Origin of the sequence: Mesorhizobium sp. M1217, from assembly GCF_040318275.1 — a bacterium.
Taxonomy (GTDB): domain Bacteria; phylum Pseudomonadota; class Alphaproteobacteria; order Rhizobiales; family Rhizobiaceae; genus Mesorhizobium.
This window is the reverse complement of sequence record NZ_JAMYMA010000009.1, coordinates 127,405-151,473: the sequence shown is the minus strand read 5'-3', so window position 1 is coordinate 151,473 and position 24,069 is coordinate 127,405. Positions and strand designations below refer to the sequence as shown.

Here is a 24,069-nt window from a genome sequence, read left to right as displayed (position 1 = left end):
TATGCGGTTTTTATTCTACACCCATTCGATCGTTTCCGACTGGAACCACGGCAACGCACATTTCCTGCGCGGCATCATGCGCGAGTTGGTCGCGCGTGGGCACCAGGCGATTGCGCTGGAGCCCGCCGACGGCTGGAGCCGGTCGAACCTGCTGGCCGAGAAAGGGTCCTTCGCGATCGAGCGATTCCGGAAAGATTTTCCGGAGTTGATGACGGTCACCTATGACGCCGCCTTCGACCACGAAGCCTGGATCTCCGATGCCGATGTGGTGATCGTGCACGAGTGGACCGCGCCGGACCTTGTCGCGCGGCTGGGCAGGGCGAAAGCAATTGGCGGCCGTTTCACGCTGCTGTTTCACGACACGCACCATCGCGCCATCTCGGCCACGCAAGCGATTTCCGCCTTGCAGCTTGAACATTACGATGGCGTGCTCGCCTTCGGCGAAGCGCTGCGGGAAAGCTATCTTCGCGCCGGATGGGGCAAGCGGGTCTTCACCTGGCACGAGGCAGCCGATGACCACCTGTTCCAGCCGCATCCTGAAATCGAGCGTAGCGCCGACCTGATCTGGATCGGCAATTGGGGCGACGACGAGCGCAGCACCGAAATCAGGGAGTTCCTGGTCGACCCGGTGCATGAACTTGGCCTGAGCGGCACTGTCCACGGCGTCCGCTATCCACGCGAGGCGCTCGCCGACCTCGCCACCGCCGGCCTGCGCTACGAAGGCTGGATCGCCAATGCCGACGTGCCGAAGGCATTCGCGGCGAACCGCATCACGGTTCACATCCCGCGGCGTCCATATCGCGAAAGCCTGCCCGGCATCCCGACCATCCGCATGTTCGAGGCGCTCGCCTGCGGCATCCCACTCGTTTCGGCGCCGTGGTCCGATGTCGAACGTCTGTTCAGGCCGGGCACCGATTTCCTGTTTGCAAACACCGGCTTCGAGATGCGGCATTATCTTCGCGCCGTGCTGCGTGACGCGGATCTCGCCGCTTCTCTGGCGACATCGGGCCTCGAGACTATTCGCTCACGGCACACGTGCCGGCATCGGGCGGATGAATTGTTCGGCGTGCTCGCCGAATGCGGGCACCGCCAAGCCGCCGATACGATCCTTGCAAAGGAGGCCGCCGAATGAAGATCGCATTTTACGGGTCGAGCCTGCTGTCGTCCTATTGGAATGGCGCGGCGACTTATTACCGCGGACTGCTCAAGGCTCTGGCCAGGCTCGGCTACGACATCATCTTCTATGAGCCGGACGTCTACGATCGCCAGAAGAACCGCGACATCGAGGCGCCGGACTGGTGTGCCGTCGTCGTCTACGAGGCCACCCCGAATGCGCTCATGCAGGTGGCGGCGCGGGCGGCCGACGCGGACATCGTCGTCAAGGCGAGTGGCGTCGGTTTCGCCGACGACGCGCTGCTGCGGGCGGTGCTCGATCACGCCCGTGCCGATGCGCTGACCGTGTTCTGGGATGTCGATGCGCCGGCGACACTTGGCCAGTTACGCGACGAGCCCGACCACCCGCTGCATCGCGCGCTGCAGGAAATCGACCTGGTGCTGACCTATGGCGGCGGCGATCCCGTGGTCTGGGCCTATCGGGCCATGGGGGCCGCCGAATGTGTGCCGATCTACAATGCGCTCGATCCGGAAACGCATCATCCTGTCGGCAAGGATATGCGCTTTGCCTGCGATCTCGCCTTTCTCGGTAACCGGCTGCCGGACCGCGAGGCGCGCGTCGAGGCCTTCTTCCTCGACCCGGCCAGCCGCCTGGCCGATCAGCGCTTCCTGCTCGGCGGATCGGGCTGGGGCGACAAGCAGATGCCCGCCAATGTCCGGTGGCTCGGCCATGTCGGCACGCGTGACCACAATGCACTGAACGTCACGGCCAAGGCGGTGCTGAACATCAGCCGCGACAGCATGGCGGCCAACGGTTTTTCGCCTGCGACGCGGGTTTTCGAGGCCGCGGGCGCCGGCGCATGCCTCATCACCGACGCCTGGCTCGGTGTGGACCTGTTCCTGAAACCTGGCGAGGAAATCCTGGTCGCGCGCGACGGCAGGGATGTCGCCGAGATGATGCAAAGCCTTACCGCCGAACGAGCCAAGGCGATCGGGGCATCTGCGCTTCGGCGGGTGCTTGGCGAACATACCTATACGACACGGGCCGTTTTGGCCGATGCCATTTTCAGGCGCCATTTCGAGCGCCCGACCGTGGAGGCCGCCGAATGACGAAGCCACTCGACATCGTCTTTCTTGGCCTGTCGCTCTCCTCATCGTGGGGAAACGGCCACGCCACGACTTTTCGGGGGCTGCTTAGAGGTCTCCACGAGCTCGGCCACCGCGTCACCTTTCTCGAACGCGACGTGCCGTGGTACGCAAGTCACCGGGATCTGCGCGATCCCGATTTCTGCGCCTTGCGCTACTATGAAACGACCGATGATCTTCGCCGCAATTTTGCGCGCTGCCTGCGCGAGGCCGATATCGTGGTCGTCGGCTCCTTCGTTCCGGAAGGCCCTGAAATCATCGACATCGTGGCGTCCCTGTGCACGGGTCAGTTCTGCTTCTATGATATCGACACGCCGGTTACGCTGGCGAAACTTTCAACCGATGATTGCGAGTACATTGCCAGGCGGCAGGTCCCGTATTTCGACGTCTATTTCTCGTTCACCGGCGGACCGACGCTTGCCCGTCTGACGGCGGAATTCGGCGCGAGGCGGGCCGAGCCGCTCTACTGTTCCGTCGACCCGGAACGGCATCACGGAACCGGTGATCCAATCCGCTGGGATCTCGGCTATCTCGGCACCTACAGCCCCGACCGCCAGGCGACGCTGGAGGCGCTGCTGTTCGAACCGGCGCGTCGCATGCCGGAGCGCCGCTTCGTCGTGGCCGGCTCGCAATATCCGCGCGAAATTGCCTGGCCGGACAATGTCGATCGCATCGAACACCTGCCACCGGCAGATCACGCAGTCTTCTATAGCCGCCAACGCTACACGTTGAACGTCACGCGCAGTTCCATGATCGCGGCCGGATGGTCGCCCAGCGTGCGCCTCTTCGAGGCAGCCGCCTGCGGCACCGCGATCATCAGCGACTGCTGGACCGGATTGGACAGCCTGTTTCCGGAGCGGACAATCCACACGGCGCGCAGGACCGAGGACGTGATCGGCATCCTGTCTGGGGAATCCGACGGTGCCCGGCTTGCCATGGCCAGGCACGCGCGCGCGCTCGTCCTGGCAGCCCACACAAGCACCGCGAGAGCCCGCGAATTCGTTTCGCTGCTGGCGCGGGCCAAATCGCCACGTTCTGCTCTCGATCTGGATGTCGAGAGTGCAGCATGACCCGCAGACGGGAGAAAATAGAGATGCAGCTATCAAGGAAGGCGGAACGGACCAGGACCGTGCTTGTCGCCGGCGGCGCAGGCTTCCTCGGTTCGCATCTTTGCGAGACATTGCTCCAGGCCGGCTGGCGCGTGATCTGCGTCGACAATTTCCTTACCGGCCGCATGGAGAACATTGCATCGATCGCCGATCGTCCGGATTTTCGGCTGATCAAGCAAGACATCTGCCGGCCCTTGGAGCTTGGCGAACCTGTGGACCGCATTTTCAACATGGCGTGCGCGGCCTCGCCACCACGCTATCAGGCCGACCCGGTCCACACGACGCGGACTTGCGTCATCGGGACGCTCAATCTGCTGGAGCTCGCCGCCCGCAACGGCGCCCGTTTCCTGCAGGCGTCCACCAGCGAAGTGTATGGCGATCCAGAACAGCATCCGCAAAAGGAGGACTATGTCGGCCACGTGAACTGCATCGGCCCCCGCGCCTGCTATGACGAAGGCAAGCGCACCGCCGAAACATTGTGCTTCGATTATTTGAGAATGGGAAAAGCCGATATCCGTGTCGCGCGCATCTTCAACACCTATGGTCCCAGGATGGACCCTGCGGACGGACGGATTGTTTCCAATTTGATCGTGCAGGCACTCGAGAGACGGCCGCTGACGATATTCGGCGACGGGCTGCAGACCAGGTCGTTCTGCTACGTTTCCGATCTGGTCGACGGCTTGATCCGGTTGATGGAGGTCAATCCCAGCCCGCGCCAGCCCGTCAATCTGGGCAATCCGGGGGAGTTCACCATCCTGCAATTGGCGGGCCTGGTGAGGCGCATGACCAGAACCGGATCGGCCTTGAAATTCCTGCCGCTGCCGCAAGACGATCCTCGTCGTCGGCAACCCGACATTTCCCGTGCAAAGAAGCTTCTCGGCTGGTCGCCAAAAGTGCCGCTCAGGCAAGGTTTGATGCATACAGTCAGCTATTTTACCGAGCTTGAGACGACGCAGACGGTCGACAGAACACGGCGAATTGCCACCAGCGTGCATTCTGCATCAGGCCGGCTGCAAAATCTGCCGGCCTGACGGCAGTATTTGCCACGTTCCCCTCGGAGATCACGGTCGTTTCGCGCCGATCGTCGGTCACTTTTTCTCGTCGCGGGAACAACCCGTCCAGCTTCCGGTTCGGCCAGGGTACCGGCACGGAGACGATTTGTGCATCCGAAGCGATCCGCCAAAGACATTGAGCAAATGGCCGCAAGAGAGACGGCTGCCTTCCTGCGGCGCGCCTCCATCACCTATCTGGAATGTTGCGTGAGCCTGATGCTGACGCATCTTCAGCGGGAAGAGGTAGCCGCCATCCTCGAAAAGGAAGCGGATATGCTTCGCCGGCTGGACTGATCCTGCTCGAAGGGCCGCAGGTGCCCTTGGGTATCCAGGAACCGAAGCAACATCGCCGTATAACGTCTTGCCGCGGCCGCCAGCCGGATCTGTTCCCGATCATCGCCAGATCGTAAAGCCATGCTCCACAAGCCAAGCTGGAAGGCGAGATAGCAGGGCTCGTAGTAGTGGACCAGATTGGCATCGACGGGACGGGAAGCTCTCGCTTCCACAGCCTTGCAAAGCGCCGCAGTCGCCGCGTCCGAGAGGCTATATTCGACGCGGGCGCCGGCAATGTCCCAGGCGATGTCCTGACAGCCGACCAGATCGTGCGACCGGCAATGGTCGAGGGCGTCCGTCTTGATCAGCGTTCCGCCGCGCGAAAGGATGAACTCCCACGGATGAAGCCGCCCGTCGATCTCGACCCGCTGCATATTCTTGGGTGGAGCCTGTGTCGAAAACCAGTTCTGCAGTTCCGCCGCGCGGCTTTCGCCCAGCGCCTCACTTGTATTCCGCACGGCCATGTCGGCAAGCGCCTCCAGCGAGGCGCCCGGCTCAGAGGCGGGCAGATTGGCTGCGCGCCAGGCCAGATAGCGCGCGAGATGAGCGACCACTCTTTCTTTCGAAAGCCTTGCCCGGCCCAGCGTTGTACCGTCGATCCAGCGTTCGACGAGAAAGCCATGGCACAGCCCGGCGACTTCCGGACCAAAGCCTGCATCGTGCAGCGTCCTGGCGGTCTCGGCCTTGTGCATTCCGATTTCGCCGAGGCCAACGAACTTGACCGACCATTTTTCCCGGCCCGCAGAAGCGAGGAACTTTCGCCGCTCGAAGCCGCGGTGAACGGGTGGCCAATGATCCTCCGTCCTGTCTCGAAAGCGACGCCACTCTCCGCCGGATATTTCGGTCAGGCTGACCGCTGTGCTGCCGATCGTCCGGGCTACCCAGTCCCGCAGCGTCGGGACAGCGGATCCAGCTGGGAAAGTGCGTTCGAAATCCACGGTTTGTTTTTGGCAAACCGTCCATGCCTCGCGACTGTCCGCCGAAGCCTCGGGACCCGGGCCACCCAAATGGCTTGGGAACAGATGGATGCGCCCGGCATCGATGCCTAGCCCTTGCAGCCATGCGACCACGGCGTGGAACGAACTGCCGGACAGGCCCGGGCCTTCGTCGACGATGGCAAAGCGGGCCGACGGTTTCGTCATCCAGCTACCGATCAGCTCCGGATCGGCGGCAAGCCGCCTGCGAAACGGGTGGCCGGTCGGACGGACGCTGACGGGTGCTGGTGCGCCGATGGCTGCAGCCACCATCGCTGCAAGCCCCAGGCCGATGCTGCGGATGCCGATTACGCATGTGTTCGCATCGAGACCCGACTGCCGCGCGGCGACGAAATAGCTCTCCGGATAAAGCGCGTAATGGGCGTAGCCCTCAGCCGAGCCGGTCAGGATGTCGCCATCGCATTCGAGTTCGGCCAACATTCGCGGCACGTCTGCCTCGACCGGGCCATCGATCGTGAACCCGGCCTCCCACGATCTACCCACGTGCCGGGCCAAGCCGACCAGGAGATTTGCGCCCGCGATCCGCTGTGGGGAATTCCGGTCCGTGCCGTTGGCCTCGAATTCAGCATCGGCAAGGCCCTGGACCAGTTCCGAGGCCCTGATGAACAGGCCGACCAGGGCTGCGTGGCGCTCGATCCCACTTGGCATGTCCGCAATGTGCTCGGCCGCTTTGCACGCTGAGCCGCGAACAAGTTGCGCGCTCTGCATTTGCTTGTGGTCGCCATAGACGATCATTGTCCCGTCCTGGTTGGCCTCACCCCTCGCTGCACAACTCGGCGGGCGCTACTTTGATCCACTATCGGTTGCACGATTTTTGCAGCCGGCAAGGAACAATCCGGGAGGAAGGCGGTTTGGCACGAAGAACTTACCTTCAACAGCATAGGCAGCGGTTTCGTGGGATCGAAGAAAGTTCGAATCGGTATAGTCGGCGTCGGCAACTGCGCTTCCTCCCTTGTTCAGGGCATTACCTATTACCGCGACGCAAGGAGCAATGAGCCCATACCCGGGCTGATGCACGCCGATCTTGGCGGCTACCATGTCAAGGACATTGAAGTGGTCTGCGCATTCGACGTCGCCAAGGGCAAGGTCGGACGCGATGTGGCAGACGCGATCTACAGCGCGCCGAACAATACTTTCCGCTTTGCCAATGTGGCGCCTACCGGCGCTCGCGTCGAACGCGGACCGACGCTGGACGGCATCGGCAAATATCTGCGCGACGAGATCGAGGAGGCCGACGAGCCGGTCGCCAATGTCGGCAAGATCCTCGCCGACAGCGGCGCCGAAATCCTGGTGTCCTATCTGCCAGTCGGCTCGGAGGAGGCAACGCGCTTTTATGCCGAGTGCGCGCTCGATGCGGGCTGCGCCTTCGTCAACTGCATACCAGTCTTCATCGCCTCGCGGCCGGAGTGGCGCCGCCGCTTCGAGCAACACGGCCTGCCGCTGATCGGCGACGACATCAAGAGCCAGGTCGGTGCGACGATCGTACATCGTCTGCTTGCCAACCTGTTTCGTGAGCGCGGCGTGCGTATCGATCGCACCTACCAGCTCAATTTCGGCGGCAACACCGATTTCCTCAACATGCTGGAGCGCGAGCGGCTGGAATCGAAGAAGATCTCAAAGACGCAATCCGTCACCAGCCAGATCGACGTTCCCTTGGCGCCCGGCAACATTCATGTCGGGCCGAGCGACCATGTGCCTTGGCTGACCGATCGCAAGTGGGCCTATATCCGGGTCGAAGGCACGACCTTCGGCGGTGTGCCGCTGAATGCCGAGCTCAAGCTGGAAGTGTGGGATTCGCCCAACTCGGCCGGGGTCGTGATCGATGCGGTGCGTTGCGCCAAGCTGGCGCTCGACCGCGGCATCGCAGGCGCGCTGACCGGTCCCTGCAGCTATTTCATGAAATCGCCGCCCGAGCAGTTCACCGACGCGGAAGCCCGCCAGCGCACGCTCTCTTTCATCGCCGGTAAGGACGAGCCGATGCTCGATGCCGCGGAATGACGACGACGTTCTTTCTGGTCCGCCACGCCGCGCATGACAATGTCGGCTGTTATCTTGCCGGACGGATGGCGGGCGTTTGCCTCGGCGAAGCCGGCAGGGCACAGGCCTCGCATCTGGCTGACCGTATGGCACGCGAGGCGATAGCGGCAATCTTTTGTAGCCCGCGCGAACGCACGCAGGAGACGGCCAATCCGATTGCACTCGCCTGCAATGCCGGTGAAATCGTGATCCGCGAGGAACTCGATGAGATCGACTTCGGCACCTGGTCGGGAAAGACCTTCGAGGAACTGAACCAGGATGCCGACTGGCGGGTGTGGAACGACCAGCGCCAGCAGGCGAGAACACCGAGCGGCGAGACCATGCTGGACGTGCAGCAACGTGTCGTCTCGCTGATCGAGCAGGTCCGCGGAACATACCAGAACCAGTGCGTTGCACTGGTCAGCCATGCCGACGTCATCAAGGCCGCCGTGTGCAAAGTGCTCGGCCTGTCGCTGGGGAACTGCTTTCGTTTCGATATCGACCCAGCATCGATCACCACAGTTGTTTGGGGAGACTGGGGGTCGAAGCTGGTCAGACTCAACGAAGCTGCCTGACGAGGAATTGCCGGATGCGCATGGTCATTTTCGGTCTTACCGTGACATCGTCTTGGGGCAACGGGCACGCCACGCTGTGGCGCGGATTGATCCGGGCGATGGCCGGGCTGGGCTGGTCCATCACCTTCTTTGAACGCAACACTCCCTATTATGCCGGGACGCGCGACCTCGACCAGTTGGATGGCGGCAGCATTGTCCTTTATCCGGACTGGCAGGACATCCAGAGCGTTGCCGAGCAGGCGATGAATGAGGCCGATGTCGTCATCGTCACCTCCTATTGCCCCGATGCGGTGAGCGCATCGCGCCTTGCCCACCAGGCCTGTCGGGGGCTGAAGGTCTTCTACGACCTGGACACGCCGGTGACGCTGGCGCGAATCGAACAAGGTGAGCCTCCGGCCTATTTCGGGCCGGAAGGGCTTCGGGATTTCGACCTCGTGCTGAGCTACACGGGAGGAACCGCGATCGATGCGCTGAAGACGATGCTGGGCGCGCGCCGCGTCATGCCACTCTACGGCCATGTCGATCCAGAGCGACACCGGCCGGCCCCGCCCAAGCCGGAGTTTGCCGGCGACCTTTCCTATCTCGGGACGTATGCGGCAGACCGCCAGACCGGGGTCGAAAGGCTGCTGGTCAGTCCGGCTGCGCGCCTGCCGGATCGCCGTTTCATCATTGGCGGCGCACAATATCCGCAAGAATTCCCGTGGAGCGACAATATTTTCTTCGTCCGTCACCTGCCGCCCGCCGAACACCCCGCCTTCTTTTCATCATCACGGCTGACCCTGAACGTGACCCGCGAGGCGATGGCCGAAAGGGGCTGGTGTCCTTCCGGCCGGCTATTCGAAGCCGCCGCGTGCGGTGCTGCGATGGTGAGCGACACGTGGCCGGGACTGGAGGCCTTCTTCCGGCCCGGCGAAGAGATCGTCGTGGCCAACAGCACCGACGACGTGGTCGCCGCGCTCGACCTGCCCGACGCCGAGCTTGACGCGATCCGCCGCCGGGCGCGCGAGCGGGTGCTGGACGAACACACCTCGGCGCGGCGGGCGAAGGAATTCGACCGCATCCTGTCCGATGCACTGCACGGCTCCACGCGTGGCGAGCCGTTGAAGGAGGCAGTTTGATGTTGGGCATTGTGCCCGCCGCCGGGCGGGGAAGCCGCATCCAGCCGCTCGGCTTTTCGAAGGAACTGCTGCCGGTCGGCAGCCGCATCGACGGCAACACCGAGCGGCCTTGCGCGGTGAGCGAATACCTGGTGCGCCGCATGGTGCGCGCGGGGGCCGACAAGATCTGCTTTGTCATCGGTTCGGGTAAGTCGGATATCCTCGAATATTATTCTGCCGGCTATGCCGATGCGGCGGCGCTGTTCGTGGTGCAGCCCTCTCCAGTCGGCCTTTGCGACGCCATCTTCCGCGCCGCACCGCTCGTCGGAGCCGACGAGACCGTTCTGGTCGGGCTTCCCGATACAATCTGGTTTCCCGAAGACGGCTTCCTGGCTCTCCCGGACGACGGCCTGTCCTTCCTGCTGTTTCCGGTGGACCAGCCGGAATTCTTCGATGCCGTCGTTGTCGACCAGGACGACCGGGTGAAGCAAATCCAGGTCAAGCAGCAGAATGCCGCGTCGAACTGGATCTGGGGTGCGTTTAAGATGCCCGGCCACACCCTTCACCGGCTTGCCGCGCTGTGGCGGGAGCGGGACCGGTGCGACGAATATATCGGCACGCTGGTCAATGCCTATCTGGCCGCCGGGGGTGAAGCGCATGGCATCAAGGCTGGCACCGCCTATGTCGACGTCGGTACGTTCAACGGCTATCGTACGGCACTTCGGCTGCTCGAAAGCGCCGCCGGTACCAAGGACGACCAAGCCGCCATGACGCTGCCCGGCCACCAGCACGTCCCTATCCTCGCAGGCGAAGGAGGCTAGCCATGCTGCATTCCGATGCCGAAATCCGCCGCCGCATCGATGCGCTCGGCCCATGGTTCCACAATATGGAGCTGGCCGGCGTGGAAACGGCTCCCGATCATTTCCTCGGCAATTACCCGCTGATCAAATGGCGCAAATTCGCCGACGCCATTCCCGCCGATCTTTCCGGCAAGGCGGTGCTCGACATAGGCTGCAATGCAGGTTTCTACTCTATCGAGATGAAACGCCGCGGCGCCGGTCGCGTGCTCGGCATCGACTTCGACGAGGCATACCTTGCGCAGGCGCGCTTTGCCGCTGAGGTTGCGGACTGCGACATCGAATTCCAGCAGCTCTCGGTCTACGACGTTGGCGCGCTGCGTGAGCGGTTCGACATCGTGCTGTTCATGGGAGTGCTCTACCATTTGCGCCATCCCTTGCTCGCTCTCGATCTGATCCGGGAGCACGTTGCCGACGACCTGATGATTTTCCAGTCGATGCAGCGCGGCAGCACCGACGTGCCGGCACTCGAGCAGAATTATCATTTCTGGACGCACGACCTGTTCGACCGGCCGGAGTTCCCAAAGCTGCATTTCATCGAGCATCGTTATGCCGACGACCCGACCAACTGGTGGATTCCCAATCGCGCCTGCACCGAAGCCATGCTGCGCAGCGCCGGCTTCGAGATCGTGCTGCAACCCGAGCAGGAGGTCTATTTCTGCCGCACCGCCGACGTACCGGCCGGCGGCGGCGCCATCTACCCGTCGAAAGGACAGATAAATGATTGAAGCCGCGATGATCTGGAACGAGCCAAACAACAAATCCCACTGGGATCCAGAGCTCGATCCCGACTGGAGCCGCTTCGCCAACATGGCAATCCTGGCCGCCGACGCGATAGCGTCGGAGAATCCGGCCTTGACCAAGGTCCTTGGCGGCATCTCGCCGATCGACGCCGCCTTCATAACACGGATGCAGGAATTCGGCGTGCTCGATCATGTCGACGCGGTCGCCGTGCACGGCTTTCCGCTCGACTGGAACCTCTGGCAGATCCACGAATGGCCGCAGAAGATTGGCGAAATTTCGGCTGTCACCGATCTTCCGGTATGGGTCAGCGAGGTCGGCGTGTCGACCTTCGGTGCCGAGGAGGTACAGGCCTGGGGCCTGCGCCGGACAGCGGAACTGCTGATCGGCAACGCACCGCGCATCCAATGGTATAGCCTCTACGACCTGCCGCGCGAATGGGAAGCGACGACGCGCCATCGCGAGGCGGAAGGCTCTTCCTACTACCGCCATTTCTACATGGGCCTGCTGCGCCAGGACGGCACGCCAAAGCCCGCGCTCGAGGAATTCCTGCACCACGCGCCGGCAATGGGACTGGTGCAGTGGTTCCATTTCGAAGATCACCGGCTGGATGACGCCGTCGCCTGGATGAAACGGCTCGGCGTCACCAATCTGCGCACCGGGCTTTCCTGGGCCGACAGTTTCAGGCCGAACGCACTTGACTGGTTCGACCGGCAAATGGAGGCGTTGGCCGACTTCGACGTGACGGTGACCTTCTGCTTCACGCCGGAACACCGCGGAATGATGCCGCACCACGCCAGCCCGCCGCTGGTGCCGGCGGAATTCGCCGAATTCTGCGCGGCAATGACGCGCCGCTATGCCGGCAGCATCGCTGCCCCTTCCGCCGGCAGGCAGCGCGCCTCCGCAGCGTGAGGAGCTTCGGCTCGCCAGCCATGACGCTCACCGTCCTCAACGTCGCCTATCCCCTCGCCCCGGTCGGGCCGGATGCGGTCGGCGGCGCCGAGCAGGTGCTGTCGATGCTCGATCAGGCGCTCGTACAGGCCGGACACCGTTCGATCGTGATCGGCTGCCAGGGCTCGCGCGCTGCGGGTGTCCTCATCGAGACGCCGGCCGAACCGGGCGTGCTCGATGAAGCGGCGAAGCGCCGGGCCCAGCGTGCTCATCGCGCAGCAATAGCTACCGCACGCGCACGCTGGCCAATCGACGCGGTTCATTTGCATGGCATCGATTTCGATGCCTATCTGCCGGGCGATGGGCCGACATTGGTGACCTTGCACCTGCCGCTCGACTGGTATCCGGCCGATGCTCTCAGTCCGGCGCGAGAGGATCTGTGGCTGCATGCGGTATCGGCGGCTCAGCAACGAACCGCGCCACCGGGCGCCAGGCTGATCGGGCCGATCCCCAACGGAGTGGACATCGACGCGCTGAGCGAGCCACAGGTCAAGCGTGAGTTTGCGCTCGTGCTCAGCCGAATCTGCCCGGAAAAGGGCATTCATCTGGCGCTTGACGCAGCCAAGAAGGCCAACGTACCGCTGGTCATCGGCGGCAAAGTCTATCCCTACGAAACCCACACAGCGTATTTTCGCGACGAGGTCGAGCCGCGGCTGGACAGTCGGCGCCGCTTCCTCGGTCCGCTCGGCTTTGTCGCCAAGCGGCGCCTGCTCAACACAGCCCGCTGCCTGGTCGTCCCGAGCCTTGCCGCGGAAACCAGTTCTCTCGTCGCCATGGAGGCACTCGCCTGCGGCACCCCCGTGGTGGCCTTCCCGAATGGCGCACTGCCGGATGTGGTCGAGCATGGCAAGACGGGGTATCTCGTCAGAGATGTCGACGAAATGGCGGAAGCCATCGTTGCCGCACCCGGCCTGGACCCTGAGACCTGCCGGGCCGAGGCGCGGCGCCGCTTTTCACTCGACCGCATGGTCTCCTCCTACATGGACGCCTATCGGGCGCTGGCACGGCTCGGCACAGACAGCGGACAGCTCGCGGCGGCGAAGTGAGCGGGACATGCTCCGCAGCGAGATCATCGACGATGCGGCGGGCCTCGAAGCCCTCGGGCCACACTGGTGGGAACTCTGGTCGCGCAGTCCCTCGGCGACGCCGTTCCAGTCTCCCGCATGGCTGGTGCCGTGGTGGCGGACATTCGCTCCCGGCGACCTTGCGACGGTCGCCGTCTGGCGAGGCGACGATCTGGTCGGCCTGGCGCCACTCTATCTGGAATGCCAGGAAGCCGGCGCGCGGTTGCTTCCGCTCGGGATTTCGTTGAGCGACTATCTGGACGTTCTTTGTCTTCCCGAGATCGCCGAACCGGTCGGCGCCGTCATCGCCGGCTCGGTTCGTTCCATCGGCTGGTCACAGTGGATCTTGCCGGATCTGCCGGCCGGCGGTGCCGGCCTCGCCATCAGGCATGCCGCGCTCGAAACGTGCCAGGCTGTCGGCCACGCTGCTTGCCCGGTGCTTTCCCTCACGGGCGATGAGACGCTTCTCAGCTGTGTTCCGGCGCGGCGACGGCGCCAATTGCGCCGCGCCCATAGAGCCGCTTCGAGACGTGGCCGGGTCGCCATCGAACCCGTTTTGTCCGATCCGCAGACATTCCTCGATCATTTGATCCGCCTCCACCGCGCGCGCTGGGCCGGAAACGGCGACGGCGTCCTGTGCGATACCCGCGTGGAAGAATTCCACCGTCAGGCGCTGCCGGAAATGGCCGCCCAAGCGCTTGCCCGATGCTGGCTGATCATGATCGGCGATGCGGTCGTGGGCGCTTATTACGGGTTCCATCATCGCGGCCGGGCCTACGCTTACCTCGGTGGCTTCGATCCGGCCTATGCGGACGAAAGTCCCGGCGCGCTGCTCATCGGCCAGGCGATAAGGCGGGCGATCTGCGAAGGCGCGGAAGAGTTCGATTTTCTGCGCGGACAAGAGGCCTACAAATACAGCTGGGGCGCCGTCGACCGGTGGACGCTGCGCAAGATCTGGACGCGGAGCAAAGGGCGATGAGCGCGACCCAACCGGGATCTCGGTGGTCGACATCAGCAAGGCGGGTGCTGGAGGAATGCATGGCAGATGGTGCCGGCGTCGAAGCCGTCATCGCCAGGCTGGCTCTCCGTTTCGAGACAGGTATCGAAGCCGCAGAACTGGCGAAGATTGCGCAAAACATGCACTCGGCCGAACCGCGAAAGACGGCAAAACTACAGCGGATTGCCGACCTACTTCAGCGCAGGCCCGAGATCTTCGCCACGCTGCGCAAAACGGGTGCTGCCGTTCGGCACGAACGCGGTGAGGGAGAGACCGGCGATGCGGTCGTCAAGCGGCTGGCAGCCGGGTTTGACGCGGCGGCGGCGATCTCCCCGGCGGCGAGCGTCCAGCTGTCGTCGCTGGGCAACGAGGAAAAGCTCTCGGCCGCTACGGCTGAGATCGTTGCATGGCTGGAGAGGCGAGGTTTTAGCGGCGCAAATAACGACATCCTGGATATTGGCTGTGGTATCGGTCGCTTCGAACAGGCGCTCTCCGCTCTGTCGCACCGGATCGTCGGCATCGACATATCCGCGGCGATGATCTCGATCGCTCGCCGGCGATGCGCCGGGCTCGGCAATGTGGAATTTCGCCCTACCCAAGGTTTCGATCTTGCCGATTTCGGCAATGCGAGCTTCGACCGCGTGCTGGCCGTCGACAGCTTTCCCTATCTGGTGCTGGCCGGCCTCGCCGAACGGCATTTCGTGGAATTCGCCCGCGTGCTGAAGAGGCCGGGCATGGCCGTGCTTTTGAATTATTCATATCGCGGATCGCCGGCGCTGGATCGCGCCGACGTTCATAACTTCGCCAATGCAAATGGCATGCAAATCCTCGTCGACGGCGAAAAGCCGTTCCGGCACTGGGACGGCGATGCCTTCGTGCTTACGATTTCCAGCGGAACATTGTGGCCCAACGCTGGTTCGGATGCCGAACAGGAAAAGCCGCTATTCGACAGTATGAAGGAGGATAAGATGGCGTCCGGCAGCAAGAAGCACATCGGTCGCGGCAGTCATGGCAAAGGCGCTGGCGCTGGCGCAATGACCGATCTTCCCAAGGACAAGATCGGAGAGAACGCTGTTCTGTCCAACAGAGACAAGAAGCAGCACAGCAAGGAGCGTGGGCTCGACGGCAATCGGGTCAAGTCCGAGCAGTACCAGGATCATTCAGCGGATCGACGGCCTGAAGACTGATCGTTGCGGCAGCATGTGGCTTGCAGCCGGTGAGCAATTGAAAACGCAGCGAGAGCCAACCGCTGGCGAAGCTGTGCAAGGACCGAAGCCGGTCGCATGGATAGCTTGCAAATTCTTGCAAACTCGCACTGTTGCCACCAGAGTGAGGTGAAGGGACTAACATTTGCCAAGAGAACGCGATGTCTCGCTCAAGGGAAGATTCCGTCAGCACGCGTGCCGATCTGAGGATAGACCGGGAAATCGCTTCCTTGCTTGCGGCCATCGAACAGGAAAGGGTTCCTGACCGGCTGACCAAACTTGCGATTGAATTGCAGAACGCGCTTGTGGAAAGACGATTGCGCGAAACCAGCAATTAGCGTGACATGTATTAGCGGCGCCTCTCGGCTTCGAAGTCCAATTGTCCTTCGGATAGATAGCTGCGCCTTTCCATCAGCGTTTGCGAGGAACTTTCGCCAAGGTATTCCAGCACGCCGGCGCGTGCGCGGTTGAGCCGGCTTTTCACGGTTCCCACCGCGCAACCGCATATTTCGGCAGTCTCCTCATAGCTGACGCCCAGCACGCCTATCAGCATCAGAACCTCGCGCTGGTGCTCGGGAAGGCTCTGGATGGCCTGGTGGACTTCCTTGCCCTGTACGGACCATTCCTGCGTCGCTTCCGAGATCGGCCGCAGCGAAGCGCAGTCGAGCAGGCCAGGCGCTTCCCTCACTGCGGCTCTGACACGCGTGTAGTAGGTGTTGCGCATGATGGTGAAGAGCCATGACTTCATGCGCGTTCCAGCCTCGAACTTGTCGATGTTGGCCAGTCCCTTGGTCAGCGTCTCCTGGACCAGGTCGTCTGCATCATCGGGGGTGCGGCAGAAAGTACGCGCGAAAGCCCTTAAGGCGGGTATGAGGTGGACGATGGAAACTTCTTCGGTTTCGCGGGTCGCGAAGGCGTAGGCTGTGGGTGGCAATGGTCCAGCTCCCGTCCAGAATGAGTTCGTGAGCGCAGACCAGTTAAATGCATTGGGCGAAAGATCGTTCCGGCTGGCGAAAATCACCCGGCTCCAGAAACCGGAGAGGCTTGGCTGGGCACTCCAGCCGGCGGCGATATTTTTGACGGAACAACCACCGGTATCGCGGAGTTCGAATCGAGGTCGTCCGAAAGTCCGGGGGACCGCCATTGGCGCGTCGAAACGCGATTCGCAGCGAGCCTTGGCCGCCACCTCAAGGACAGTCCGCCACCTCAAAACAGGAGGAATCCATGACAGGAAACAAGCACGCCAAAGGCAAAACGCCGGCCGATAGCGACCTTGCCAACGATCCCGGCATCGGCAGTTCCAAGGGCACGATCAAGGAGGGCGACCGGCTCGATCAGGGCGACAACACGTTCGAAGGCGATGTCGAGAACGACACCACGCCTCAAGGCGGTATCAATCCCCGGCAAAAGATGCGGACCAACAAGTGACGCCAGCATCGGCCGGCGCACGATCGAACAAATCCGCTGCAACCCGTGCACCAATCCCGCGTTAACGGGCATCGGCCTCGTGTCCGCATCGAGCGTTGATGCGACAGGCACTTTCGCGGAGACACAGATGACAAAAAGCTCGTTTGGCCGCCCCGTTCCAATTCTTGTCGGCCTTGGTTTCCCTCGCCATGTCGAAAATATGTGGCAGGCCTATGATGTCTTGAACGAATGGCCGAGCCGCGGCCCGGCGCACATGGCGGCGTTCAACGCCTGTCGCGCCGGGCTGGCTGACGAGGTCGATGCCGAGACGGTGCGCGCGGCGTTCGAAGCATTCGCCCAAAAAGCGGGCATTCTGGCGCACGATGTCGCCGCCGAAATACCAGCAGGCACCAATCCCACTGAGGTTCGCGATGTCGGCTAAAATGCCCAGCAGGCCATGTGACCCGCTGAGGCTAATTTATATCAAGGGTGGTTAAATCGGGAGGACCGCCATGCTGGAGATAAAGTTCGATGCTCCGGTTTGCATCTACTTCGGCAAGCCGGGCCGATCGCGAATGGTCAGCTCCGTTTTCGAGGCTTCTTACTGCCTCAAAAGCGAGAAATGGCCTGCCCGCAATGCCCCGTTGTCGCTGATGGCGGCAGATGCATTGGATGGCGCCCAGATCGGCCAGATTACGGCAGCGGAAGCCCGCGAAGCATTTATCGACGCGGCTTTGGAAGCGAAGATTCTTGTCGAAGGCGAGCCGCATGACACGCATGCCCCGACAGCCTTCATGCCGGACGGCGGGTGAGCTGGCAGGCTGCTTCCCCGCAGTGCCGTTTATCGCGAATGGCTGGCTTCCTCGGCCTTTTTCTTCCGCTGCTGCCTGAGGACCTCGTCGGTTCCGACCAGCTTCTTCGATCCGCCGGGGATCGCGGTGGAAACAACAGCCGGCGGGTCGCTTGCCGGGAAAGAATCCTCCAGACCCGCCTGCAGCTGGTCTTCTAGCGTCTGCGGCTCCTCCGAGCGGCCAGGGGTCCTTCGGGTGTCTACATTCTCCAGCGGCTGTGTCATGTCCGGTGAAGACCTGACTTCTCGAATCCAGCCATAGAGCTGTTCGATGGCAAATTCCTTCATTGTGTCGAAATCGGCCTTTTCGTCACGCGATGCCTCGATTTGGTCGACCATGGTCTTTTCGAACCGTTCGAGGCTCTCGCTTCCACACGCCCGGCAGAGACGCACCAGTGCCTCGCGCAATATGAGCGGCGCAAAGTGCGCTGTCGCCTCGAGCCTGAGCTGCTGCAAACGCTCCGGGGTGGCGGCTTGGACCTTCGACATGCTCGACCTCTTCGCCTTGTGGAGCATGTCAACGAAAATTGTCGGCGGATGTTCCATGACGCACCGCCGGTGCATCGCTCGATCCTCAGCGGTGTGCGCCACCACCGAGTGCCATGCGGATACCGAGACCGACGACGAAGCAGCCTGCCACGCGCTGCTGCCAGAGCCTTACCTTCGGTCGCCTCATGATCCAGGCCCCGAGCGTGCCGGATGCGAGCGCATATGTGCCCAGCACCAGCACACCGGTCATCTTCTGGGTGCCTCCGAGCAGCAGCAATTGCAGTGTAACCGATCCGCGAGCCGGATCGACGAACTGTGGAAGGAAAGCCACCATGAAGGTTATCGGCCAGGGATTTACCAGATTGGCGATCATCCCTTCGCGCGCAGCCGCGAGCGGCCCGACGGCCGCAGGCTTCTCGACTTCGACCCCGTCCGACGGCAACAATACCAAACGTGATCCAAGCCAAACGAGATAGGCCGCGCCCATCCAGCGAAGCATGGCAAAGGCAAGGGGCGACGCCTGGAGCAGCGACGATATGCCGAGGGCAAGGAGCGGCAACTGGACCATGCCGGCGCCGAGGGTCATGCCCAGAACGGTTAACAGGGCAACCTCCCGGCCCTGCCCGATGCCACGCGCCATCACCAGCAGACTGTCAGGCCCCGGCGGCATCTGCATCAAGATGACCGTCCCGAGAAAGGCCGCCCAAGAGGCGTGATCCATGCCGCTACTTCGCCCAGGTTTGGTAAGATGCCTTCGCGCTATCCTTCAACCGACCGGCATCTCGCATCATCTTGAGCGCTTCATCCCTGGTCAGGCCGCATTTGCGGGCAAAGAAATTGATCTCATAGACCTGCTCGGCCGACAGGCCATGTTTGATATGCACTCTTCGCTTGTGTTTGCGTTCGTTCATACAGGCTTGATCCCGTGAGACTTAGCCTCCCCAACTCACATCGGGCCGGCCGGTTCCCCACAGCTTCGTCACGGCGCAGGCTTTTCAGGCGCCGTCTGGCCGGCCGACCCTGTCCTTGAGTTCGTTCAGGAATGCGAGCAGCGCGTCCTCCGGATCGTCGGCCTCTTCGGTCAGCATATCGATGCCCCAGCGGCCGAGAACAGCCTCCTGGACGATGCTCGGCTGCGACATGAAGATGAAGGATTTCGGACGGCTCTTCTCGTAGCCCGACCGCTGCCAGGTCTGCCAAAGCCTATGCAGCAGCAGACGGATGTTCATGTCGGACATGCTGTAGCCGATGAACAGGATGGTGCGCCCCAGCGCGTCGGCCCGAAATTTCACATCGAGCGGCGAATCGAACGACAGCCGTTCAAAATAATCGGTCTCCGCCAGAACCAGCGATTTGTCGTCGTCGAAATCGCCGTGGAATTTGATGATCTGGGTGACCTCGCCTGTTGTCTTGGGCAAGTCCTTTGCATTGGCCACTTTCACAAAGGGCCGGCCATGGATCTCGAAGGCAACCTCGAGGTTGCGATCATAATTGGTGGTGTAGATGATCGGAAAATCGAGCGACACGATAAGCTTGTGGATCGCCGAGCCCCGCACTTTTTCCCGCGATACGCTCCATTCGCGATCCATCCAGCTGCGCAAAGGGCCGAGGCTCCCCTGCTTCAGCCGGTAATATTCGGCAAGGGCCTGATAGTTGGCCTCCGGTGCGCCGATCATGTCCTCGTCGAGGCCGAGCTCGTTTTGCATGTGCTCGATGAGCTTTTGCCAGGACGGTAAGCCGACGCTCATCGATACTCCGGCGCCAACGAACAAGACCGCTCGCCGCTCTTTCACCGATTGAGCCAGTTGCTCGACTGCAGACAGCATCCGACACAACTGCGAACAGCGCCCTCCGTTCCCGCCGAGCCCGGACCACCGCGGGAATAACTCCAATTTGCGGTTGAATGAGAACGCCAGGATCAACTATCCCGAGCGCCGGCCGCCGAGTTTGGCCGACGGAATCCGACATTTATTTCATTCCATTTGGCACTTCTGCGCCTCTCGCGCGTTGGGAGTGTTCAACAAAGACGGCGCAGCTAATGGATCGCCATCGGATTGTCTCAGTAGCATTATGTCTGTTCCTGCTTACAATCGGCGCCGTCCAGCAAAAGGCTTGGGCTCAAGCACCTTGCCCGGCCGACCATGACAAATTGCTGGCCGCCCTCAAGGCCAACGTCAAAGCCAGCGGCGGCCCCGGCAATGGCGGCTTCGATACCAATGAATGGGCGGCAATCGTGGCTCGCGACGGAACTGTCTGCGCCGTCGCCTTCAGCGGGCCTACCGCCGACGCCCAGTGGCCCGGCAGCCGACTGATCGCCGCCGAAAAAGCCAATACGGCCAACGGGCTCAGCCTCGCGCAGATGGCTTTGTCCACCGCGAACCTCTACGCGCCGGTGCAGCCCGGCGGTCCTCTATTCGGCCTCCTGGCCACCAATCCGGTCAATCAGGCGGCAGCCTATGCGGGCGATCCTTCTACGTATGGAAGCTCCAGCGATCCATTGCTGGGAAAGCCCATCGGCGGTGTCGTCGTGTTTGGCGGTGGCCTGGCTCTCTACGACGGCAAGGGGATCGTCGGGGCCCTCGGGATAAGCGGCGATTCCTCTTGTGCCGACCACAATGTCGCCTGGCGGGTGCGGGCCGCACTCGGGCTGGACAAGGTACCGGCCGGCGTCAACCCAAACCGCAAGGACGCTATCATTTTCGACCTCGATCCCGGCGGCAAGAGCGCTTCCGGCTGGGGCCATCCATTGTGTGCCGGAACCGAGGCGGACGTAGCCGCAGAGCTTGGCGCCGGTGTCGGCGGGTCGATACGCTAATGAGGCAAGTGCGACAGGTGGCAGCGAAAACCAGTGTGTCAGCCAAAAGGGGAGAAAGGCCAATGGCTGCGATGCTGGGATGGACGCTGCTGGCAGGCTTCGCGCTAGTTACCACGGCGGTTGCTCAGTCAACGTCAAGCTTTGCGATAAATCCGCCGTCCGCAGCTGCTCCGCCCGACGACGGCCAGTGGGCGATGCCGGCAAAGAACTACGCCTCGACCCGCTACAGCGAACTTGCGGAAATCACCGAGGACAACGTCAAGAACCTGCAGGTGGCCTTCACATTCTCCACTGGCGTCAACAAGGGCCAGGAGGCTGCGCCCCTGGTCGTCGGCAACACGATGTACATCGTGACGCCGTTTCCCAACATCCTCTACGCGCTTGACCTTACCAAGCCCGGCGCGCCGATGAAGTGGAAATTCGAGCCCAATCCCGAGCCTGCGGCGCAGGGCGTTGCCTGTTGCGACGTGGTCAACCGCGGTGCGGTCTTCTTCGACGGGCGCATCTATTTCAACACGCTCGACGGCCATACCATCGCCGTTGATGCAGCCACCGGCAAACCGGTCTGGAACACCCATATCGGCAACATCAATATCGGCGAGACCATCACCATGGCGCCGCTGGTGGTCAAGGGCAAGGTGCTGGTCGGCAATTCCGGCGGCGAAATGGGCGTGCGCGGCTGGATCAAGGCGCTCGACGCCGGCGACGGGCACGTCGTCTGGACGGCCTACAACACCGGCCCGGACGCCGAGGTGCTGATCGGCCCCGATTTCAAGCCGCATTACGACATGGACAAGGGCAAGGATCTCGGCGTGACGTCATGGCCGCCCGATGCGTGGAAGATCGGCGGCGGCAATGTGTGGGGCTGGATCTCCTATGATCCGGATCTGAACCTTATCTTCCACGGCACCGGAAATCCCGGCCCGTGGAATCCGGATCTGAGGCCCGGCGACAACAAATGGACCGCCGGCATCTTTGCCCGCGATCCCGACACCGGCGCAGCCAAATGGTTCTATCAATGGACCCCGCACGACCTCCATGATTACGACGGCATCAACGAGCAGGTGCTGCTCGACATGACTTGGCAGGGCAAGCTCCGCAAGGTCCTGGTCCGACCGGAACGCAACGGCTATGTCTATTTGCTGGACCGCACGACGGGGGAGGTATTGTCGGCGGTGCCGTTCGGGCCTGTCAATTCCAGCAAGGGCGTCGACCTCAAGACCGGCCGGCTGATTGTAAATCCCGACAAAAAAACCGGCACCGGTAAGGTCGTGCGCGACATCTGCCCCACCGCATCCGGGCTAAAGGACTGGCAGCCTTCGGCGTTCTCGCCAAAGACCGGCCTGCTCTACATTCCGCACAATAACATGTGCATGGACGAAGAAGGCGTCGAGGTGAATTACATCGCCGGGACGCCCTATGTCGGCATGAACGTGCGCATGATTCCGGGGCCGGGCGGCAATCGCGGCGCTTTCACCGCCTGGGATGTCGCCGCCGCCAAGCCGGCGTGGAGCCTGAAGGAGAACTTTCCGGTGTGGAGCGGCGCCGTCGCCACCGCCGGCAATGTCGTGTTCTATGGCACGATGGAAGGCTGGTTCAAGGCGGTCAGCGCCAGGACCGGCGCGCTGCTTTGGCAGTTCAAGACGTCGTCCGGCATCATCGGCCAGCCGATCACCTATCGCGGCCCAGACGGGCACCAATATGTCGCGGTCCTTTCGGGCGTTGGTGGCTGGGCTGGGGCGATCGTATCCGGCGATCTCGACCCGCGCGACGCCACCGCCGCGCTGGGCTTCGTCAACGTCATGAAGGATCTGAAGGATGTAACCACGCCGGGAGGTACGCTGTATGTGTTCCGGCTGCCTTGAGACGATCGGCCGAGTTGCGCGGCCACGGAGAACGCGACCGCGGCGGCTTGCCGCCGCGGTCGGTGCACTGGCGCTCTCGCTTGTTGCCCCCCTTGCCGATGCGCGCGAATTGAGAATCTGCGCCGATCCCAACAACATGCCGTTCTCCAATGCCGCCAGGGAGGGCTTTGAAAACAAGATTGCCGAACTCGTCGCCGAGGAGCTTGGTGCGACTGTTTCCTACACATGGTGGGCACAGCGGCGCGGCTTTGTGCGCAACACGCTGAAAGCCGGCCTGTGCGATCTGGTGCCCGGCACACCCGCCAATCTCGAAATGCTGCGCACCACCGCGCCCTACTACCGGTCTTCCTACGTCTTCGTGACACGAAAGGATGCGCCGGAAATCACGTCCTTCAACGATCCTCGCCTGCGCGATCTGCACATCGGCGTCCAGCTGATCGGCGACGACGGCGCCAACTCGCCACCCGTCCAGGCGCTCGGGCGCCGCGGCATCGTCGGCCATCTCATCGGCTTCCCGGTCTATGGCGACTATTCCGCGCCGAACCCGCCAGCGCGCATCATCGAGGCGGTGGCGAATGGCGACATCGATGTTGCCGTCGTCTGGGGACCGTTGGCCGGCTACTTCGCCGCCAGGCAAAAAGCTCCGTTACGAATTACGCCGGTTGCGCCGCGTATCGACGGTCCGCTGCTGCCGATGATCTACGACATCTCGATGGCCGTGCGCCGCGACGACGATGCACTGCGCGGTGAGGTAGACGCAGCTATTGCCAAACACCGCGCCGAGATCGATACGATCCTGGCGGAATATGGCGTGCCTCGCCTCGACGGCGCCGGGGCGGCAGTGCGATGAACCGCGGCCTTCCATGCTTGCTGTCGGCGATGCTCGTCCTTGCCGCTTGCCAGCGCGAGGAACGCGACACGCGTCCACAGTCGGTGCTCGGCTCGGGCGACCAACCGGCGGCCGTGACGGCCCTCGAGCCGGGCGGCCAACGGCCGGCCTCGTCCGACAACAAGGCCGGCGTGTTCGAGGCCAACGCCTTCCACCTCAGCGAGGGCAAGCGTCTGTTCAACTGGTTCAACTGTTCCGGCTGCCATGCCAATGGCGGCGGCGGCATGGGCCCGGCCCTCATGGACCAGAAGTGGCTCTATGGCAGCTCGATCGAAAGCATCCACGCCACGATCAGGGACGGCCGGCCGAACGGCATGCCGAGCTTCCGCGACAAGATCCCTGACGACCAGATCTGGGAGCTTGCCGCCTTCGTCCGCGCGCTGAGCGGCAACGCGCCAAAGTCCGCTGCGCCGAGCCGCGACGACGACATGATGCCCCATCCATCCGAAAATCGCCTGCCGGACGCCGCGACGCTGGGGAAGTCGCCGTGAACCGCCTTCTTT

General features: G+C 62.8%; 26 protein-coding genes and 1 pseudogene. 21 read left to right on the top strand and 6 right to left on the bottom strand.

Features of this window, described 5'->3' with window-relative positions:
* Window position 1 precedes the first annotated feature (1 nt).
* The 4 genes from NKH37_RS17345 to NKH37_RS17330 are packed head-to-tail and all read left to right on the top strand — an operon-like array spanning window position 2 to window position 4,399.
* Window positions 2–1,132 (top strand): CgeB family protein, encoded by a 1,131-nt coding sequence (locus NKH37_RS17345; protein WP_353005006.1) that lies wholly within the window; start codon window positions 2–4, stop codon window positions 1,130–1,132.
* A complete protein-coding gene (locus tag NKH37_RS17340) occupies window positions 1,129–2,223 on the top strand; it encodes a CgeB family protein (RefSeq protein ID WP_352482806.1) in 1,095 nt (364 codons plus the stop codon). Before NKH37_RS17345 ends, NKH37_RS17340 begins: the two co-directional genes overlap by 4 nt.
* The gene (locus tag NKH37_RS17335) at window positions 2,220–3,329 is read left to right on the top strand and encodes a CgeB family protein (RefSeq protein WP_352482807.1); all 1,110 of its coding nucleotides are present in this window, start codon (window positions 2,220–2,222) and stop codon (window positions 3,327–3,329) included. The genes NKH37_RS17340 and NKH37_RS17335 overlap by 4 nt, the downstream gene beginning before the upstream one ends.
* Before the next feature lie 23 nt (window positions 3,330–3,352).
* Window positions 3,353–4,399: a UDP-glucuronic acid decarboxylase family protein gene (locus NKH37_RS17330; RefSeq protein ID WP_352493912.1), complete on the top strand. Its 1,047-nt coding sequence runs from the start codon at window positions 3,353–3,355 to the stop codon at window positions 4,397–4,399.
* 251 nt (window positions 4,400–4,650) lie between these two features.
* On the opposite strand, the gene NKH37_RS17325 is transcribed toward NKH37_RS17330, so the two are convergent.
* Complete coding sequence (locus tag NKH37_RS17325) at window positions 4,651–6,396, bottom strand: hypothetical protein (protein ID WP_352482810.1); 1,746 nt, start codon at window positions 6,394–6,396, stop codon at window positions 4,651–4,653.
* Between the two features lie 246 nt (window positions 6,397–6,642).
* Here NKH37_RS17325 and NKH37_RS17320 point away from each other — a divergent pair, with 246 nt between their 5' ends.
* From NKH37_RS17320 to NKH37_RS17275, 10 genes and pseudogenes are all read left to right on the top strand, one after another.
* On the top strand, window positions 6,643–7,746 hold the full coding sequence (locus NKH37_RS17320) for an inositol-3-phosphate synthase (RefSeq protein WP_352482811.1): 1,104 nt from the start codon (window positions 6,643–6,645) through the stop codon (window positions 7,744–7,746).
* Window positions 7,743–8,339: a histidine phosphatase family protein gene (locus NKH37_RS17315; protein WP_352482812.1), complete on the top strand. Its 597-nt coding sequence runs from the start codon at window positions 7,743–7,745 to the stop codon at window positions 8,337–8,339. The genes NKH37_RS17320 and NKH37_RS17315 overlap by 4 nt, the downstream gene beginning before the upstream one ends.
* A 14-nt stretch (window positions 8,340–8,353) precedes the next feature.
* Window positions 8,354–9,457, top strand: coding sequence for a CgeB family protein (locus NKH37_RS17310; protein WP_352482813.1), 1,104 nt, complete (start codon window positions 8,354–8,356; stop codon window positions 9,455–9,457).
* The gene (locus tag NKH37_RS17305; protein WP_352590375.1) at window positions 9,457–10,257 is read left to right on the top strand and encodes a nucleotidyltransferase family protein; all 801 of its coding nucleotides are present in this window, start codon (window positions 9,457–9,459) and stop codon (window positions 10,255–10,257) included. Before NKH37_RS17310 ends, NKH37_RS17305 begins: the two co-directional genes overlap by 1 nt.
* 2 nt (window positions 10,258–10,259) lie before the next feature.
* Window positions 10,260–11,021: a TIGR04290 family methyltransferase gene (locus NKH37_RS17300; RefSeq protein ID WP_023716617.1), complete on the top strand. Its 762-nt coding sequence runs from the start codon at window positions 10,260–10,262 to the stop codon at window positions 11,019–11,021.
* Window positions 11,014–11,946 carry a glycoside hydrolase 5 family protein gene (locus tag NKH37_RS17295; RefSeq protein ID WP_023716616.1) on the top strand — a complete coding sequence of 311 codons (933 nt, stop codon included), beginning with the start codon at window positions 11,014–11,016 and terminating at the stop codon, window positions 11,944–11,946. The genes NKH37_RS17300 and NKH37_RS17295 overlap by 8 nt, the downstream gene beginning before the upstream one ends.
* Window positions 11,947–11,966: 20 nt before the next feature.
* Window positions 11,967–13,031, top strand: a complete 1,065-nt coding sequence (locus tag NKH37_RS17290; protein ID WP_352493909.1) for a glycosyltransferase — start codon at window positions 11,967–11,969, stop codon at window positions 13,029–13,031.
* 7 nt (window positions 13,032–13,038) lie between these two features.
* Complete coding sequence (locus NKH37_RS17285) at window positions 13,039–14,028, top strand: GNAT family N-acetyltransferase (RefSeq protein WP_353005010.1); 990 nt, start codon at window positions 13,039–13,041, stop codon at window positions 14,026–14,028.
* Window positions 14,025–14,792, top strand: a pseudogene (locus tag NKH37_RS17280) (class I SAM-dependent methyltransferase); the annotation flags it as partial. The gene NKH37_RS17285 and the pseudogene NKH37_RS17280, both read left to right, overlap by 4 nt.
* A 222-nt stretch (window positions 14,793–15,014) precedes the next feature.
* Complete coding sequence (locus NKH37_RS17275) at window positions 15,015–15,233, top strand: hypothetical protein (protein WP_352494027.1); 219 nt, start codon at window positions 15,015–15,017, stop codon at window positions 15,231–15,233.
* 367 nt (window positions 15,234–15,600) lie between these two features.
* Here the strand turns inward: NKH37_RS17275 and NKH37_RS17270 are convergent, their stop codons facing one another.
* Window positions 15,601–16,185: a sigma-70 family RNA polymerase sigma factor gene (locus tag NKH37_RS17270; protein WP_036244131.1), complete on the bottom strand. Its 585-nt coding sequence runs from the start codon at window positions 16,183–16,185 to the stop codon at window positions 15,601–15,603.
* Between the two features lie 290 nt (window positions 16,186–16,475).
* Here NKH37_RS17270 and NKH37_RS17265 point away from each other — a divergent pair, with 290 nt between their 5' ends.
* The 3 genes from NKH37_RS17265 (at window position 16,476) to NKH37_RS17255 (ending at window position 17,470) form a co-directional block, all read left to right on the top strand.
* Window positions 16,476–16,679 carry a hypothetical protein gene (locus tag NKH37_RS17265; RefSeq protein ID WP_023676144.1) on the top strand — a complete coding sequence of 68 codons (204 nt, stop codon included), beginning with the start codon at window positions 16,476–16,478 and terminating at the stop codon, window positions 16,677–16,679.
* A 127-nt stretch (window positions 16,680–16,806) separates the two neighbouring features.
* Window positions 16,807–17,100: a DUF982 domain-containing protein gene (locus tag NKH37_RS17260; protein ID WP_352493907.1), complete on the top strand. Its 294-nt coding sequence runs from the start codon at window positions 16,807–16,809 to the stop codon at window positions 17,098–17,100.
* Between the two features lie 70 nt (window positions 17,101–17,170).
* Entirely contained in the window at window positions 17,171–17,470 is a 300-nt protein-coding gene (locus tag NKH37_RS17255) for a DUF982 domain-containing protein (protein ID WP_352482820.1), read from the top strand.
* A 29-nt stretch (window positions 17,471–17,499) separates the two neighbouring features.
* Here the strand turns inward: NKH37_RS17255 and NKH37_RS17250 are convergent, their stop codons facing one another.
* From NKH37_RS17250 to NKH37_RS17235, 4 genes are all read right to left on the bottom strand, one after another.
* A complete protein-coding gene (locus NKH37_RS17250; protein ID WP_352493906.1) occupies window positions 17,500–17,997 on the bottom strand; it encodes a hypothetical protein in 498 nt (165 codons plus the stop codon).
* An 85-nt stretch (window positions 17,998–18,082) separates the two neighbouring features.
* Window positions 18,083–18,673 carry a LysE family translocator gene (locus NKH37_RS17245; protein ID WP_352494026.1) on the bottom strand — a complete coding sequence of 197 codons (591 nt, stop codon included), beginning with the start codon at window positions 18,671–18,673 and terminating at the stop codon, window positions 18,083–18,085.
* A 49-nt stretch (window positions 18,674–18,722) separates the two neighbouring features.
* Entirely contained in the window at window positions 18,723–18,908 is a 186-nt protein-coding gene (locus tag NKH37_RS17240; protein WP_352482822.1) for a hypothetical protein, read from the bottom strand.
* Between the two features lie 84 nt (window positions 18,909–18,992).
* On the bottom strand, window positions 18,993–19,823 hold the full coding sequence (locus NKH37_RS17235) for an SIR2 family NAD-dependent protein deacylase (protein WP_502895875.1): 831 nt from the start codon (window positions 19,821–19,823) through the stop codon (window positions 18,993–18,995).
* A gap of 212 nt (window positions 19,824–20,035) precedes the next feature.
* Between NKH37_RS17235 and NKH37_RS17230 the strand changes: the two genes are divergently transcribed.
* The 4 genes from NKH37_RS17230 (at window position 20,036) to NKH37_RS17215 (ending at window position 24,057) form a co-directional block, all read left to right on the top strand.
* Window positions 20,036–20,812: a heme-binding protein gene (locus NKH37_RS17230; protein WP_023716604.1), complete on the top strand. Its 777-nt coding sequence runs from the start codon at window positions 20,036–20,038 to the stop codon at window positions 20,810–20,812.
* A gap of 71 nt (window positions 20,813–20,883) precedes the next feature.
* Window positions 20,884–22,677: a methanol/ethanol family PQQ-dependent dehydrogenase gene (locus tag NKH37_RS17225; RefSeq protein WP_502905994.1), complete on the top strand. Its 1,794-nt coding sequence runs from the start codon at window positions 20,884–20,886 to the stop codon at window positions 22,675–22,677.
* Window positions 22,658–23,527, top strand: a complete 870-nt coding sequence (locus NKH37_RS17220) for a substrate-binding domain-containing protein (RefSeq protein WP_352482827.1) — start codon at window positions 22,658–22,660, stop codon at window positions 23,525–23,527. The genes NKH37_RS17225 and NKH37_RS17220 overlap by 20 nt, the downstream gene beginning before the upstream one ends.
* A complete protein-coding gene (locus NKH37_RS17215; protein ID WP_023716601.1) occupies window positions 23,524–24,057 on the top strand; it encodes a c-type cytochrome in 534 nt (177 codons plus the stop codon). The genes NKH37_RS17220 and NKH37_RS17215 overlap by 4 nt, the downstream gene beginning before the upstream one ends.
* The last annotated feature ends 12 nt before the right edge of the window (window positions 24,058–24,069 follow it).

Bases quoted from the DNA above. Each gene is read 5' to 3' on its own strand.
- NKH37_RS17300 (WP_023716617.1), top strand. From the start codon at position 10,260: ATGCTGCATTCCGATGCCGAAATCCGCCGCCGCATCGATGCGCTCGGC.
- NKH37_RS17255 (WP_352482820.1), top strand. From the start codon at position 17,171: ATGCTGGAGATAAAGTTCGATGCTCCGGTTTGCATCTACTTCGGCAAG.
- NKH37_RS17305 (WP_352590375.1), top strand. From the start codon at position 9,457: ATGTTGGGCATTGTGCCCGCCGCCGGGCGGGGAAGCCGCATCCAGCCG.
- NKH37_RS17245 (WP_352494026.1), bottom strand. From the start codon at position 18,673: ATGCAGATGCCGCCGGGGCCTGACAGTCTGCTGGTGATGGCGCGTGGC.
- NKH37_RS17295 (WP_023716616.1), top strand. From the start codon at position 11,014: ATGATTGAAGCCGCGATGATCTGGAACGAGCCAAACAACAAATCCCAC.
- NKH37_RS17315 (WP_352482812.1), top strand. From the start codon at position 7,743: ATGACGACGACGTTCTTTCTGGTCCGCCACGCCGCGCATGACAATGTC.
- NKH37_RS17330 (WP_352493912.1), top strand. From the start codon at position 3,353: ATGCAGCTATCAAGGAAGGCGGAACGGACCAGGACCGTGCTTGTCGCC.
- NKH37_RS17340 (WP_352482806.1), top strand. From the start codon at position 1,129: ATGAAGATCGCATTTTACGGGTCGAGCCTGCTGTCGTCCTATTGGAAT.
- NKH37_RS17250 (WP_352493906.1), bottom strand. From the start codon at position 17,997: ATGTCGAAGGTCCAAGCCGCCACCCCGGAGCGTTTGCAGCAGCTCAGG.
- NKH37_RS17235 (WP_502895875.1), bottom strand. From the start codon at position 19,823: ATGCTGTCTGCAGTCGAGCAACTGGCTCAATCGGTGAAAGAGCGGCGA.
- NKH37_RS17215 (WP_023716601.1), top strand. From the start codon at position 23,524: ATGAACCGCGGCCTTCCATGCTTGCTGTCGGCGATGCTCGTCCTTGCC.
- NKH37_RS17310 (WP_352482813.1), top strand. From the start codon at position 8,354: ATGCGCATGGTCATTTTCGGTCTTACCGTGACATCGTCTTGGGGCAAC.
- NKH37_RS17345 (WP_353005006.1), top strand. From the start codon at position 2: ATGCGGTTTTTATTCTACACCCATTCGATCGTTTCCGACTGGAACCAC.
- NKH37_RS17275 (WP_352494027.1), top strand. From the start codon at position 15,015: ATGGCGTCCGGCAGCAAGAAGCACATCGGTCGCGGCAGTCATGGCAAA.
- NKH37_RS17240 (WP_352482822.1), bottom strand. From the start codon at position 18,908: ATGAACGAACGCAAACACAAGCGAAGAGTGCATATCAAACATGGCCTG.
- NKH37_RS17265 (WP_023676144.1), top strand. From the start codon at position 16,476: ATGACAGGAAACAAGCACGCCAAAGGCAAAACGCCGGCCGATAGCGAC.
- NKH37_RS17220 (WP_352482827.1), top strand. From the start codon at position 22,658: ATGTGTTCCGGCTGCCTTGAGACGATCGGCCGAGTTGCGCGGCCACGG.
- NKH37_RS17230 (WP_023716604.1), top strand. From the start codon at position 20,036: ATGGATCGCCATCGGATTGTCTCAGTAGCATTATGTCTGTTCCTGCTT.
- NKH37_RS17285 (WP_353005010.1), top strand. From the start codon at position 13,039: ATGCTCCGCAGCGAGATCATCGACGATGCGGCGGGCCTCGAAGCCCTC.
- NKH37_RS17335 (WP_352482807.1), top strand. From the start codon at position 2,220: ATGACGAAGCCACTCGACATCGTCTTTCTTGGCCTGTCGCTCTCCTCA.
- NKH37_RS17260 (WP_352493907.1), top strand. From the start codon at position 16,807: ATGACAAAAAGCTCGTTTGGCCGCCCCGTTCCAATTCTTGTCGGCCTT.
- NKH37_RS17290 (WP_352493909.1), top strand. From the start codon at position 11,967: ATGACGCTCACCGTCCTCAACGTCGCCTATCCCCTCGCCCCGGTCGGG.
- NKH37_RS17225 (WP_502905994.1), top strand. From the start codon at position 20,884: ATGCTGGGATGGACGCTGCTGGCAGGCTTCGCGCTAGTTACCACGGCG.
- NKH37_RS17325 (WP_352482810.1), bottom strand. From the start codon at position 6,396: ATGCCAAGTGGGATCGAGCGCCACGCAGCCCTGGTCGGCCTGTTCATC.